Origin of the sequence: Pseudoalteromonas sp. C2R02, from assembly GCF_018860845.1 — a bacterium.
GTDB lineage: Bacteria > Pseudomonadota > Gammaproteobacteria > Enterobacterales > Alteromonadaceae > Pseudoalteromonas.
Map to the genome: position 1 here is coordinate 1 of NZ_JAHKQC010000026.1, position 14827 is coordinate 14827.

Here is a 14827-nt window from a genome sequence, read left to right on the forward strand (position 1 = left end):
AGCAAAGTCTGGGAAGTCCAATCATCAACAATATTTACAACACCACCAATTGCACCGCTGCCATAAAAAAGCGTTGCTGGGCCACGAAGTACTTCAATGCGTTCACTTGATGACGTTTCTGTAGACACTGCATGATCTGGGCCTACACGAGAAGCATCACCAGCATCTAAACCATTTTGAGCGATTAATACTCTAGGTCCATCTAAACCACGAATAATTGGCGTACCAGCTACCCCACCATGAAAATTACTATGGACACCGACTTCTTTGCTTAAAGTATCCCCTAAAGTATTGGCTTGGCGCATACGTAAAGTTTCACCATGCAAAACCGTAATGGGTAAGGCTGATTCTATATTTGAGCTATGAAAAGGCGTGGCACTGACATCAATGATTTCAATGGCAGATTTATCAAGCCGTATATTCGCTTGTGTGTTTTTACTATCACTAACTTCTAAAGCTATATTTTCATGGGCAAAGTTATTTGCAACGATATGCAACTCATAACGACCGGGTTTTACTTCTAAACTGAATACACCTTGCTCATTTGTGCGGGTAAAAGTATTAGTACCAACTACTTTTACAATTGCACCAGCAATTACTTCTCCACTATTTGCAGTAACCTTTCCTTGTACTTGCTCTGCATAAACCTGGCTACTTGCACTAATAGCAAGTAATGCACTCATAATTCGTGATAACTTTTTCATGATGCCTCTTATAAATAGACTTTACAAAGTGTGATAACATAACAATTTGCGCAAGATGTTATGTTATAACATTTTAAACATCAACAGATATCGTATATTTTTATGAAAAAATTACCAAAAACAAAAAAGGGGTCGGAGTTAATTAAAATTAATTAACTCCGACCCCTTTTTAAAACCTTACTTATTACAAATAGTTGTTAAAGTTAGTTTTTACAAATTCTATAAACCTCTTAAGCTTATTTGGCATAAACTTATTTTGCACATAAACCATATACAAAGGTGTATCGGGGATTTCCCATTCATCAAATACAGAGACTAGCTCCCCACTTTCGAGTTCCTCCTTACAATAAAGCGCAGGCAACCTAGCAATACCATTATCAGCCAAAGCATTTATCAACATAGCTCTACCATTTTTACATTGAAACTGCCCTTCTATTGCAATATCGACTTTAATTGAAGTATCTAATGTATTTGAAAAGCTCCAATGTTTAACTGAGCCTGTAATACATTGGTGATTTTTCAAATCTTTTGGATGAATTAATTTCTCATTATTTGCTATATACTTAGGAGTCGCCAAAGTCATTATTGGAAGATCTGTGAGCTTACGGCATATCAAACTAGAATCTTGTAATTGGCCCATTCTAAAAACTAAATCAAACTCACCAGATATTAAATCAACTCTTCGACTACTAAAATCTAAATTAATATTTACCTGTGGATGCAACTGAGTAAAATCACTTATTAATTTAGTGATCAACTCCTCGCCAATCACCCCACCTACACAGTTAATATTTAATGCACCCGTTATTACATCAGAACTTTCAACTACCTGCTCAATGGCATTATCTATGGTTAATAGCCCTTGGCTTATTTGCTCATAAAATAACTTACCTTGCTCAGTTAACTTTTGAGAACGTGTTGTTCGAGTGATCAACTTCACACCTAAACTAGCCTCTAATTTGTTAAGTTGTTTTGATAAGTGAGAACGAGAACATAAGAGTAATTCACTTACTGCAGTAAAACTGCCATGTTGTGCAATCAAAGCAAAAGCTCTTATATCTTCTAAATTAATATTTTTTTTTATTGCCATTAAATAACAAAACCAATTAGAGCTCATATGTAAACAATGATATTACTTTCGCGCCATATATCAACAATAAACATATCCATATAATGCTTCCATCAAAACGAAATTTATCAATTTAAAAGAGAATTCATATGAAAAAATTAATCGTAATTACAGGCGCAAGTTCAGGTATCGGCGAAGCAATAGCTAAACACTTTAGTGACTTAGGCCACCCTCTTTTACTTGTTGCTCGCAGATTAGAGAATCTAATAGCTCTTAATCTACCAAACACTTTATGTGAACAGGTTGATATTACTAACAAGGCAACATTTGAAACTGCAATAGAAAAAGCACAAGCACTATATGGCCCTGTTGATTGTTTAGTAAATAACGCTGGCGTGATGTTATTAGGCCAAGTAAGTGACCAAACAGCATCTGAGTGGCAAACTATGTTTGATGTGAACGTAATGGGTTTATTAAATGGCATGCAAACTGTTTTAGCGCCTATGATCAAAGCTAATACAGGTACTATTATCAATATCAGTTCAATTGCTGGACGTAAAACATTTGGTAATCATGCAGCATATTGCGGAACTAAATTTGCTGTACATGCTATTTCAGAAAATATTAGAGAAGAAGTTGCAGACTCAAATGTACGTATAATAACAATTGCTCCTGGTGCAGTTGAAACTGAGCTTTTATCACACACTACATCTGATGAAATTAAGGGTGATTATGAATCTTGGAAAGAAAGCATGGGTGGTGTAATTTCGCCAGATGATATCGCAAATACAGTGACCTTTGCTTATAACCAACCGCAAAATGTTTGTTTTAGAGAGATAGTGGTTGCTGCAACAAAACAACAACCTTAATATTTAAGACGTAATTAATATTATCTCCTCGGCTAAAATAAAAGCTCTGATTTATCAGAGCTTTTTATGGCTACTATTTAATTTCATCCAAAATATCATCTGCGTAAAATAATGCTTTGGTATAACTCACAGCTAGTTGATTGGCATTTATACCTTCTTTTTGTAATTGCGTCTCTATTCGTCCCCAATCATCTAGCTCAATGGCTTTACATAAATTCAGTGCATTGCCAATTAAGCTTTTGCTGCCAAGCAAGCCTTGCTTACAAACATCACTGAGTTTAAAGTCTTTAACAATATTATCCATTTGTGTATCTAACACAGCGTCAAGCACCGATACTAAACCCACCAAATAGCCCGCATTTAATAACTGATTATCTTGCCCTTCCATTCTTAAGTTAATAAATTTAGCTCTCACTAAACCTAACTTAGTCAGTTCTGACGGTTTATCTTGACCTAATTCACTTAATGCCAATACAGTAATAAATTGGCGCACTAAATCTTCACCTAAATAAATAATTGCCTGAGATAAAGAGCTTATTTGTGTATTGCCACATACGCCATTTGCCAACTTTAAAACCCTAGCTGTCAAACTCAGATCCTTAGCAACTTTTTGCTGAACTAAAGAAAAATCTAAATCCGATTGTGAAGCTAACTTTAATAATTCCAAAACAACCATTTTAGTTGGACTTATATTTTGCAAACTCATCATTTCTGGTTTAGAAAAAAAGTATCCTTGAAAATAATCAACTCCTGCATCAGCAAGCTGCTTAAAAGTATCATTATCTTCAATTCTTTCTACCACAATTTTAGTTTTTGGATATTTTCTTTTTAGTTTTTTAGCTTGCAAAATAGTTCGCATTAAAGGCGCTTCAACTTCTAATTTAATATAATTTACTTGCTCTAAAACTACTTGCCACTTTTCGTCACCATCATAATCATCCAATGCAAAGGTGTACCCTTGCTTTTTCATATCCGATACAAAATGAGTCACATCTTCAAGCTCTTCTGTGCGCTCAACTATTTCAATAACAGCTTGATTTGGTGATATTAAATTTGGCAATTCTAAAATTAATGCTGAAGTAGATAAATTAATAAAGGCCGTATGATTGTTTGTAAGTTTATCTAATCCATGTAATAAAATAGCATCAAAAAACATACGGCCTGTTGCTTGGCAATCAGTTAAATGTTGCGGAAAGTAATTTGCTTCTGAATCACGATATAAAAGCTCATACGCAAATAAGTTCTTTTGATTATCGAAAATAGGCTGGCGAGCAATAAATTGCGCACTGTCTTTTGTAAGTTCTGTTTTTGTTTTACCCATTAAATAGCCTGCTACTCATTTATAAGACTAAAGTTAAAACTAACATGATGTATTAACTTTAGTCTAATTTAACTAAACAAGTTTAGCCAATTGCACCATCTACCCTCGCTTTTAATAAAATAGGTGCATATTTAAATACAAAAATACCAAAGCCAATAGACCATAATATACCGCTTACTAGCCAAGCAATCTGATGTTCTCCTATTAAAGGCAAACAAACCCTTACAATAGCAGCCATCAAAATACACAGATAAGCCCAAGCAATAATTGAATTTATTTGTAGTGGCCTACCTGTATGGCCAAGCGATACGCGAGACATCATGGCCAAAATCATTAGCGCCATAGTGCCAATAGTGATTAAGTGCAGTGCATCCGAAAACATCAATTGAACACTGTACAAACTAGCAGCCATTACAGCAAAGCCTAATGGCAATAATAAATAAGATAAGTGTAATGACCACAATAACGGCACTTTAAACGTTTTATGGCCTTGCCAAGCAATCACTCTCACACAATGAAATACAGCACATAAAACAAATAGCCAAGTAATAACAAAACCTAAATCAACAAAGTAGCTACTAAAATAACTGATCACCGTAATGAAAGTTAAAACTGGCGTGATTATTTCAATCCAAGTTGCTGCATTATTATTTGATATTTCTAAGCCAATATTTTTTAAACCGTTTCGTGTAAAAAATGGAATTACACGACCTCCGAGCAAGGTTATTAACATCGTAAAAACAAGCACAGCAGTATTCATTAAATGCTTAGCAAGCATTACTTCACCACTTTTAGCGCTTATTAAAATACTCAAATCAAGTAGCATCATAATGCTAAGCATAGGAATAAATAATAAGTTTCTTTGATTGCCACTTTTAACCAGTAAATAGGCTAAAAAACCAATAGAATAAGACCAAAATGAAAACTCAGCGATTAAAGCGATATAAAATATCAGGTCATAAAATGCAAAAAATAAAGCGACCCTTGCTGTTAACCATAATAAAAACAAAACCATTAATGGTTTGCCATGAATCGACCTTAACCCTGTCCAAGTTTGTGATGCTGTTAATAAAAAACCTATGGCTATGGTTGCCACAAAACCAAAAATCATTTCATGACCATGCCAAATGCTTGTTGGGATCACCATAGGTAAATAGGCGATGCCATTTAAAAATAAAAGCCAATACAATACAGCCAAAATTGAGAATGCACTTGCAGCTAAAAAGAAGGAACGAAAAGCTAATCGCCAAACAGGCGCTATTTTTTGTTGCTCTGAAAAATCTTGTATTTGTATCATGATTTAAAACCACTCAATGTATGAAGACCACATACTAAATCTACCATAAGGTGATTATTTCTTACTTGATTGATATCAGGGTTTTCTCACCCAATGGAATAAGTAAAATAAGCCGCTAACTCGCATTTTAAAGATCCAGAGGTATAATGGCGCCATTAAAATCAGGAGCGCACACAATGAGCATAGAACAAACTTTATTAGAACGTAATGACAACAAATGTGAGCTATGTAGCTCAACAGACAACTTAAGTGTTTATGAAGTACCGCCAGGTGCTGAAGCGGACTCAGATAAGTGCGTTTTATTATGTGATACCTGTAAAGGTCAAATCGAAAATACCATAGATTTAGACGTAAACCATTGGCACTGTTTAAACGACAGTATGTGGAGTCAAACACCTGCAGTGCAAGTGATGGCTTATCGCATGTTATCTCGCTTAAGTTCTGAAGGTTGGGCTAAAGATTTATTAGATATGATTTATCTTGAAGAAGAAACTAAAGTTTGGGCTGAAAAAACACTTGCTGAAGATGATGATGTGCAACATATTGACAGCAATGGCGTACGTTTAAATGCGGGCGATACCGTTGTATTAATTAAAGATTTAGATGTGAAAGGCAGCAGCATGACAGCTAAGCGCGGTACAGCAGTTCGCAATATAGGTTTAACAAGCAATCCTGAACATATTGAAGGCCGTGTTGATGGCCAACGTATTGTTATATTAACTAAGTTTGTTAAAAAATAAGCCTATAATTCAGATTTATTAAAATAAAAAGGAGTGCAATAGCACTCCTTTTTTAATATCTAATTCATAGATTATAAACGGTAATCAATACCCACAAAGAAATGACGTTCAGCAGTATTATAATAAGAAATTTCAGAAGTACCCCAGTCTTGAGAAGACTCAGCAGCCTGATATTCCTTATCAAATAAGTTTTCTACTCTTACTTTAGCTGATAAATCATCGTTGATTTGATAAGTTGCCGCTAGATTCCATAAAGTATATGAACTTAATTCATTTAAGCTAAAATCAGCGTTGTAATATTTACCTGGGCGACTTGAGCGATATTGAAAATCAAGTGCAACATTCACTTGCTGCCAGTCTTTAGAAACAGCCCAATTAAATACCTTATCTGATTGATTAGCCAAGTCAGCACCTGTTACATCATTAACAGCATCTGTGTAAGTTAAGTTGATATCATTGTTAAAACCGAAAACTTGGTAGCTTGCAGTGATTTCAAAACCTTGCATCGTTGCTGAACCAATATTTGAAGGTTTCCAAACATTAGGGTCTTCAACTGTTGGTGCCCAGTCAATTAAGTTTGTTACTTCATTATTAAATATAGCCACATCATAGCTTGCATTGTCTAAATCTAAACGAAAGCCAAATTCAAGATTAACTGACTCTTCAGGCTCTAAGGCATCATTACCTGAACCTGGGTAATATAAATCATTAAAGCTAGGCGCTTTAAAACCCGTATTACGGCTTAAACGGAATGTCGCTTTTTCCGTCACTTTCATACCTAGAGCAGCGTTATAAGTAAACGCACTGCCGTATTGGTCATCTTTATCATTTCTAAGTGATAAGTTTGCTAAATAATCTTCATAATTAAAATAAGCACCAGCAAAAATAGCTAATACATCACGTGATTGTTTATCATATGCTTGGGTTGTTTCACTTACATCTTCTTCATACCAATTAAAACCACCATTTACCGTCAAAGCTTCAGAGTATTCATGATTTGCGAGGTAATCAACTTGTACACGATCCGTTTCATATTGACTATCAGGTGTCGCAGCACCATCCCACTCAATACCACCTTGGTTTAAATCACTGTCTTGTGATACTGATAGGTCTATATTATGAGTTACATCTTTATGAATTTTATTAAAACCTAGTTTCAAAAAGTAGTTTTCAAACTCTACGAAATCATTTCCACCAAAAGCTGTATCGTATTGTGTTTCACCTTCACTGTATTGAGCAACTAAAGATAGAGCACTATCATCACTTAATGTATAATCTAAGTTCACACCTAAGTTAAGATTTTCATAACCATCATCATCTTTATCTGAGCCTTCAGCTGCATCAAAACCATCTGTTTTTTCAAATCCGGCATTTAACGATAGCGCATAAGTTTCAGTATTAATGCTGCTCGTAGCTTGTATATTTTGATAATTATTAGTACCTGCAGTTGCGCTAAGCTGAGTATCTTCGCCTTTACGTGTAATAATATTAATAACACCGGCAATGGCATCAGAACCATATTGTGCAGCTCGAGAGCCTTTTACAATTTCAATACGCTCAACTGTATTTAAAGGTAAATTAGAGATATTTTTATAACCTAAAGTTGCAGATCCAATACGAATACCATCAACTAAAATTAAGCTATGTTTCGTTTGAGCACCACGTAGCAATATTGAACTTGTTTGTCCGAAGCCACCTTTACGATCAATTTGAATGCCCGCTTGGCTATTTAATAAAGTGACCAAGTCTCTCGCGTTGCTTGCATCAATATCAGTACGATTAATGACTGATACACTTGCTAAAGTATCTGCAATTGATTGAGATGTGCGGTTTGCAGTAACAGTAATATGCTCAAGGTTGTCACCCGCTTGAGCCACTACCATTGAAGAAGAAAATATAGAAATCGCAGATACAACAGCTAAGGCTGCTTTAGATTTATTGAACATGTTTGCTCCATTGTGCCCACCGCACAAATTTAAAGTATTTAAGGATTAAGTCTCGTGTTACTAGTAAAACAAGGCCGGTCTCCGGGCTGAATAACAGTCTATGAACTGATATATCACCGTTGCGGGGGCAGCGTTGGATTAAAATAACGTCCTAGCTATTTTTATCACCAACTTCCCGATTATCCATTCACTTAAAGATAAATACTCCCGATCGCCCTGGGAATGTTTAAATCATTGAATAGCACCTCGAATCAAAACCTATTTATTAAAATAGGCAATAACGGCGCGTATTGTGATGATAAGTGGATAAAAAGTCAATGGACGTTTGGACGTCTAATGCTCGATTGAGTTTAAATACTTTTACTTTAATAATCAGCCAATAAAAAAGCCTCGTAATTACGAGGCTAAGTTTAAACGACTTATTTAAGCTGAATTTATTTATAAGCCTCAGCCACAGCCTCGTCGACCAGCTTTTCTAGTTGCTCATAACCAAAGCTAACTAAGGGTTTACCGTTTACAAAAAACTCTGGTGTCGCTCTAATTTGTAATGTTTGACCATCTTTTATATCTTGCTCAATTATTCTAGCAACTTTAGCGCTTTGGTAATCGGCTTCAAGTTTCGCATGATCTAACTCCAAAGTTTTTAATCCTGCTAAAGCATGTTGTGGATTAGAGACATGGTGTTCAACCCAACGATTTTGATTGCCAAATAAAAGTTCAACTGCAGGCCAAAACTGCCCTTGCATATGTGCTGCTTCAAGCATTTTAACCACATCACCCGAGCCTTCATGCAATGGTGCATAACGCATCATTACTTTAACTTTACCTGGGTATTTCTTTACTAAGGCATTAACAAAAGGGTAAAACTGACTACAGGTACCACACGCAGGATCAAAAAATTCAACAATCGTCACTTTTGCTTTTTTATAGCCTTTAATCGGTGCATTTTTTCGCTCTAATGCATGTTGGTTTTCTGTTGAAACAGCTTGAGCCGGTACTTCTTCGCCTTTAAATACCGCTAAAGCCGTTAAAAATGTAAATATAAGTACAATAATCACGCTAAGAAATAGCATTTTTTTATTCATGATGATTCCTTGAAGATTGAAAATGAGATAATAAAAGTAAAATACCTAGAGCTGTAAAAGTAAGTAATGACATCATAGCCATATTTAAAAAACCAAATACGTTTAAGTGAGTTTCAGAGCAAGGAATGCCTGCAACACAAGGCTGTGCACTTTGCGGAATAAAACCTGCAATTAAAAGCACATGAAATAGTGCAGTAAGCCAACCAAAAACTACTAAGACACCAGAATAACGTACAACTTTGGGATCAAAAGGAAATAATGCTAATGGTAGTATTAACACTAAAGGATACATAGCAATACGTTGATACCAACATAATACACATACAGGAAGCTTTACCACTTCACTGAAAAACAAACTAATTAATGTACCGCTTGTTGCTAAAAACCAAGCAAAAAAGAGTAGGTACCAGCTTTTAGATATGGGTTCAGAAGGTGTTGAATTTTTCATTACGCCTCAATTATAAATATAGGGCTTTTTTGATTTGAACGAGTGAAGCGATCTTCACTCGTTAATTGGGTTTTAGTCTCTAAAGTTTTTAAATTGGAAAGGTTGACCTAATTCAGATGTACGGATAAGTTGCATTGCTTGTTGTAAATCATCACGCTTTTTACCAGTAACACGTACTTCATCACCTTGAATGGCTGATTGCACTTTTAATTTGGCATCTTTGATTGTTTTAACAACTTTTTTAGCCATATCTTGCTCAATACCTTGCTTGATAACAACTTGTTGGCTGTAAGTTTTACCTGTATGAACAACATCTTCTAGTTCAAAACTTTTTACATCTAAACCACGTTTTACCGCTTTACTTGCTAATATTTCAAACATTTGCACTAATTGAAATTCAGCATCCGCTTTCATTAAAATCGTTTCTTTAGTGAGCTTAAATGAGGCTTCTACACCTCGAAAGTCGAAACGCGTTTCTAATTCACGATTAGCGTTATCAACTGAGTTTAAAGCTTCTGTCATTTCAACTTCAGATACGATGTCAAAAGAAGGCATGGTTTTCTCCAAAATAATTTATTCAAATCTATAGTTTATGAATTATACCCATGCGTTATAAATTGAACAAAGCTTTACTGTATTTTGTTTGATATAATCATAATCCTTATCAACTTTAATGGAATAATTTGTGACTCGTCGTTTATATCAAGCGCTGTTTTTAGCTGTACTAATAGCATGTACCGCATTATTCGCAAAAGAAGTTAAAAACGTTGCTATCTTATTTCCCCATATAGATAAAGTCGCCCACTTTAGTATTTTTGTTGTTTTAGCAGGTATTATGCACCGTGCATTTAAAGCGCCTATTTGGGTACACATTCTGTTATTAGCCAGCTATGGTGCAGGCATTGAAATGATGCAAAGCACCCTACCTCATCGCCAAGGTTCTTTTCCTGACTTTGTAGCCGATCTATTAGGTGCAATATTTTATTTTACTAGCTATTGGATTTGGCAAAAAAAATGCAAAAAGAACAAAGTGAAACAAGCTTAATTGAACCGTCAGATATTCATATTATAGGTAAAGGTGCGATAGGTTTATTGCTAAGCCATTACCTAACAAAAAATACAACACATTCAGTAAAGCTTTGCCTCAGAGAAAATCAAAAAAAGTCTATTTTCAAATATCAAAACAAAGATTTAATCCAAGATATCGCGCTGACTCATTGTAATAATCCTGATAAAAAAATTACATTTTTAATTATTCCCACTAAATCTTATGATGTTTTGACTGCTTTTTTAGATGTGAAAGCGAGACTCACTGACAATGCTGTGATTATTTTATGCCATAACGGCATGGGCACAATAGAGCAATTAAAACCTCACTTAAGCAATAATCAAAGCCTATTCTTTTTAACAACCACTATGGGCGCTTATAAATCAAAACCGCACCATGTTATGCATACTGGCTTTGGAACGAGTACTTTAGGCCCTATTAACCAAACAGCTATCAATAATCAAAACCCCATTTTTGAGGTTTTATCTCATTGCATTCCAGATTTAAGTTTATCCAATAATATTAAAACATTATTGTGGAATAAGTTAATGATCAATATTGCCATCAATCCTTTATCAGCTATTTATAATGTAAAGAATGGCGAGCTAAATCAGCCCAGGTTTGCATTAGAAGTTTTTGGGCTATTACACGAAGCTTATTTAGTCGCAAAAAAGGAAGGTGTTGATATGAGTTTTTCAAAAACATTAGCATCGGCCTATACTGTAATGCAAGCAACCGCACAAAACTACTCATCTATGAATAGAGATCATGCTTTAGGTAATAAAACTGAAATTTCTGCTATTTCTGGTTATATCGTTGAGTTAGCTAAACAACATCAAATTTATACACCAAATAATAAAAGTGTTTATTTAAAATTATCTTAAAAAGTTTTTAAAGCAAAAAAGCTTTCTAAATTAGAAAGCTTTTTTATTAATAATCTTGTTACGTCTAACTAAATTATTAGAATTTGTATTCCATGCCTAAACCTAAGTAGCTTTCATCTTCTGAAGAATCATTATCAAAAGTAGAGTAAAAACCAAATAATTTAGTATTTTTAGCGAGTTTGTAATCAACACCTACAGATGCAACATTCTTTTTGTCGCTGCCATCAAAATCAACTGTTTGGTATTGTGCTTTAAGTGTTGCTTTACCTAAACCGTATGCTGCATTTAAAACATAACCGTCAGCTTCACTACCACCTTCAGATGCTTCTTGAGTCTGGTATAAAGCACCTAATTTAAAACCTGCTACTTTACCTTGAACAGTCGCACGAACAGTATCATAACCTTTTACTTCACTATCCATAGCAACCGATGCATAAAATTTAGACTTTTTAAGCTTGCTATCACCAAATAATAAAGCTGCTGAGTAACCATTATCCGCATCTTTTTCATCTTCGGCAATAACTGTACCGATAAACTGAAAGCCATTCATTTTAGGTGTTTTATAAGTGATAGAATCACCCATACGGTTTTCACCTTTAAAGCGGTGCTTTATATCACCTTCAAGGTCATTAAATAAATCAATTTTACCTTGTGATTGCTTAAGTGCCGTATCGTTACGACCAATTAAAACCTCACCAAAACCGCCTTTTAAACCAACATATTGATTACGGGCTTTAAGATGATCATCGCTTGACTTGTCTTTATCAGACATATCAACTTGCCATTCCATTTTATAAACAACAGATAAGCCATCATCTATTTTTTGACCACCTTTAACACCAAAACGAGAGGCATTACTTTTAATTTCAGTGAAAGAGCCATCACCATCATCAGATGATTGAACTGTTACATTAGCTTTACCGTAAACAGTAAGATCAGCAGCAATAACAGGTTGTGCGAATAAAGTAACTAGAGAAACAGCAAGTGCAGTCTTGGCCATTTTCATAATAAATTCCTCAAAGAATCAAATTAGTTAAGAAGTAGTTCTAAAATCTGGGCGTAGTGTGTCACGACTAGATGACAGAAATATTACAGCTGACATTAATTTTAGTTCAAAAATAAAATTATTATAAAAACTACATAATTTAAATCAGTAGCTACACTATAAGTAAGTAGAATAATTTGAATAATTGACTTTAAAGGGTAACAGTGACTAATAAATTACTAATAATTGAAGATACCCCGACCATTGCAAAGGTACAAAAGCATATAGGATTAAAAATAGGCTTTGAAGTTGATGTAGCCACCAGCTTAGCTGAAGCTATTGAACTGATAGAATACAATGATTACTTTTGCTCAGTTGTTGACTTTGTTTTACCAGATGCCCCTCACGGTGAAGCGATACCGTTAACAATTGGTGCTGAAATTCCGACAATTGTAATGACAGGTAAACTTGATAATAGTACAAGAGATTATGTATCTCGCTACCCAATTGTTGATTATATTACTAAAGAAAGTCATCAAGCTTATAGATACCTAGAAACACAACTTACTCGACTACCTAAAAATAAAGAAGTACGTATATTAATAGTTGATGATTCACTCGCTACAAGGAACCATTTAAACAATTTACTACTTCGACATAATTATAAAGTTGCACAAGCTGCCGATGGTGAAATGGCGCTAAAACAACTCGATATTTACCCTGATATCAAAGTGATTATCACGGATAATGAAATGCCAGTGATGGATGGCATCACTTTAACAAGTCAAGTTCGCAAAAAATTTAATAACGATGAAAAGATTGTGATAGGTATTTCCGGCTCTAAAGACAACCATGTTTCAGCACGGTTTTTAAAAAGTGGTGCTAATGACTACCTAAGAAAACCTTTTTATCCAGAAGAGTTTTATTGTCGGTTGGGTCAAAACATTGAAATGATGGATAATATTGCAACAATACGCAAACAAGCTAATAGCGACTATTTAACTCAGTTACCAAACAGAAGGTTCTTTTTTGAGCAAGCAAAAGAGCTTGCTAAAGTACAAAAATCAAATAATCGCCCACTCATTCTAGCTATGATAGATATAGATCACTTTAAATCAATTAATGACAATTTAGGACACGATGTAGGAGATGAAGTTTTAAAAGGACTCGCCAAAATATTTATGACGTTATTTTCAGACCAATTGATTGCACGATTAGGTGGTGAAGAATTTGCGATTTATTTTGATAACATAGATTTTAGCTCCGTTAGAAAACGATTAGAATCATTTAGAGCCCATTTAGAGCAAACCAAAATATACGATGTCGCATTTACTATCTCGATTGGGCTAACACGGCAAAATAACTATGATATTGATGAAGTATTAAAAATAGCAGATCAACACTTATATACGGCCAAAGAATCTGGCCGTAATATATTGATTTCTGATGAAAGTTAATTGCTTTTTTTCTTTGTTTTACTACTTCTAATTGCATCCCATGTATAAAGCGCTAATGCGCTCCAAATAAAACCAAAGGTAACAAGTCTATCTACGCCGACTGTTTCACCATAAAACATCACAGCCAAACAAAACATTAGGCTCGGCCCAATATATTGAAAAAAACCTAATGTTGAATACTGTAATCGTTTCGCTGCTGCAGTAAAACACAACAAAGGCAATGTCGTTACAATCCCAGCACTAATTAATAATATATTCAGTTGCCAATTATTCACTGTAAGATCAGCACTTGCTGAATCCACGTAAAAAAACCAGTAAACCAAAGCAAATGGCACTAACACTAATGATTCAAGTAATAAACCAGGTAAAGACTCTACAGCCATCTTTTTTCTTAATAGGCCATAAATAGCAAAAGAAGTCGCTAAACCTAAAGCAATAACAGGAAATGAACCAAAACTAACAAGCTGAATAATCACACCCAAAGCTGCAAGCCCTACAGCGACTCCTTGAAATAACCTTAACCTTTCGCCTAAAAATAAAATGCCAAGTAATACATTAAATAAAGGGTTTATATAATAACCTAAACTGGCATCTAGCATATGCCCACTATTTACGGCCCAAATAAACAACCCCCAATTAAATCCTAATAAAGTTGAGGTGAGCAACAACATCAATAAAAGCTTAGGCTGTTTAAAAATGCTTTGAACTTTATGCCAGTTTTTCTTGATAGCAATTATAATCATTATAAAAACAAACGACCAAACAACACGATGGGCTAAAATTTCTAATGCACCGATTGAATCAATCAATTTAAAATATATGGGCGCTAATCCCCACATAATAAAAGCCGCTAACGCGTAATATATACCCTGTTTTTGTTGCGTACTTGTCATTAAATTATCACACCTTGGAATTGGGAGGCGCATAATATCTGATCACCTAGTACCTTGGATAGTTTTTCTCTGGCTTTTTGA

At 34.7% G+C, this 14827-nt stretch carries 15 protein-coding genes and 1 riboswitch; of the genes, 5 read left to right on the forward strand and 10 right to left on the reverse strand.

Annotation, left to right across the window (positions count from 1 at the left end; translation table 11 throughout):
• A partial coding sequence (locus tag KO527_RS08560; protein ID WP_289847673.1) for a TonB-dependent receptor plug domain-containing protein occupies nt 1-704 on the reverse strand: 704 nt, incomplete at its 3' end.
• Between the two features lie 184 nt (nt 705-888).
• Nucleotides 889-1794 (reverse strand): LysR family transcriptional regulator, encoded by a 906-nt coding sequence (locus tag KO527_RS08565; protein ID WP_252733568.1) that lies wholly within the window; start codon nt 1792-1794, stop codon nt 889-891.
• 128 nt (nt 1795-1922) lie between these two features.
• Between KO527_RS08565 and KO527_RS08570 the strand changes: the two genes are divergently transcribed.
• Nucleotides 1923-2642, forward strand: coding sequence for an SDR family oxidoreductase (locus KO527_RS08570; RefSeq protein WP_216039903.1), 720 nt, complete (start codon nt 1923-1925; stop codon nt 2640-2642).
• Nucleotides 2643-2715: 73 nt separating this feature from the next.
• Here KO527_RS08570 and KO527_RS08575 read toward each other — a convergent pair whose 3' ends face one another.
• Nucleotides 2716-3963: an HDOD domain-containing protein gene (locus KO527_RS08575; RefSeq protein WP_216039904.1), complete on the reverse strand. Its 1248-nt coding sequence runs from the start codon at nt 3961-3963 to the stop codon at nt 2716-2718.
• Between the two features lie 82 nt (nt 3964-4045).
• Nucleotides 4046-5260 (reverse strand): NnrS family protein, encoded by a 1215-nt coding sequence (locus tag KO527_RS08580; protein ID WP_216039905.1) that lies wholly within the window; start codon nt 5258-5260, stop codon nt 4046-4048.
• A gap of 176 nt (nt 5261-5436) precedes the next feature.
• Here KO527_RS08580 and KO527_RS08585 point away from each other — a divergent pair, with 176 nt between their 5' ends.
• Nucleotides 5437-6000, forward strand: a complete 564-nt coding sequence (locus KO527_RS08585) for an alkylphosphonate utilization protein (protein ID WP_216039906.1) — start codon at nt 5437-5439, stop codon at nt 5998-6000.
• A gap of 71 nt (nt 6001-6071) precedes the next feature.
• Here the strand turns inward: KO527_RS08585 and KO527_RS08590 are convergent, their stop codons facing one another.
• The 4 genes from KO527_RS08590 to KO527_RS08605 form a co-directional block, all read right to left on the reverse strand.
• Entirely contained in the window at nt 6072-7946 is a 1875-nt protein-coding gene (locus KO527_RS08590; RefSeq protein ID WP_216039907.1) for a TonB-dependent receptor, read from the reverse strand.
• 54 nt (nt 7947-8000) lie between these two features.
• Nucleotides 8001-8180: riboswitch (cobalamin riboswitch) on the reverse strand.
• A 200-nt stretch (nt 8181-8380) separates the two neighbouring features.
• Nucleotides 8381-9031, reverse strand: a complete 651-nt coding sequence (locus KO527_RS08595) for a thioredoxin domain-containing protein (RefSeq protein ID WP_216039908.1) — start codon at nt 9029-9031, stop codon at nt 8381-8383.
• Nucleotides 9024-9479, reverse strand: coding sequence for a disulfide bond formation protein B (locus KO527_RS08600; RefSeq protein ID WP_216039909.1), 456 nt, complete (start codon nt 9477-9479; stop codon nt 9024-9026). Before KO527_RS08600 ends, KO527_RS08595 begins: the two co-directional genes overlap by 8 nt.
• A gap of 72 nt (nt 9480-9551) precedes the next feature.
• The gene (locus KO527_RS08605) at nt 9552-10034 is read right to left on the reverse strand and encodes a YajQ family cyclic di-GMP-binding protein (protein ID WP_042147118.1); all 483 of its coding nucleotides are present in this window, start codon (nt 10032-10034) and stop codon (nt 9552-9554) included.
• A gap of 130 nt (nt 10035-10164) precedes the next feature.
• On the opposite strand from KO527_RS08605, the gene KO527_RS08610 reads away from it, so the two are divergent.
• Both KO527_RS08610 and KO527_RS08615 read left to right on the forward strand, forming a co-directional pair.
• Nucleotides 10165-10524 carry a VanZ family protein gene (locus tag KO527_RS08610; protein WP_216039910.1) on the forward strand — a complete coding sequence of 120 codons (360 nt, stop codon included), beginning with the start codon at nt 10165-10167 and terminating at the stop codon, nt 10522-10524.
• Nucleotides 10494-11411, forward strand: coding sequence for a 2-dehydropantoate 2-reductase (locus KO527_RS08615; protein WP_216039911.1), 918 nt, complete (start codon nt 10494-10496; stop codon nt 11409-11411). Before KO527_RS08610 ends, KO527_RS08615 begins: the two co-directional genes overlap by 31 nt.
• A 76-nt stretch (nt 11412-11487) precedes the next feature.
• Here the strand turns inward: KO527_RS08615 and KO527_RS08620 are convergent, their stop codons facing one another.
• Complete coding sequence (locus KO527_RS08620) at nt 11488-12417, reverse strand: porin (protein ID WP_216039912.1); 930 nt, start codon at nt 12415-12417, stop codon at nt 11488-11490.
• 203 nt (nt 12418-12620) lie between these two features.
• On the opposite strand from KO527_RS08620, the gene KO527_RS08625 reads away from it, so the two are divergent.
• Entirely contained in the window at nt 12621-13853 is a 1233-nt protein-coding gene (locus KO527_RS08625; protein WP_216039913.1) for a response regulator, read from the forward strand.
• Here the strand turns inward: KO527_RS08625 and rarD are convergent.
• The gene (gene rarD, locus KO527_RS08630; RefSeq protein WP_216039914.1) at nt 13850-14779 is read right to left on the reverse strand and encodes an EamA family transporter RarD; all 930 of its coding nucleotides are present in this window, start codon (nt 14777-14779) and stop codon (nt 13850-13852) included. The genes KO527_RS08625 and rarD overlap by 4 nt on opposite strands.
• Between the last annotated feature and the right edge of the window lie 48 nt (nt 14780-14827).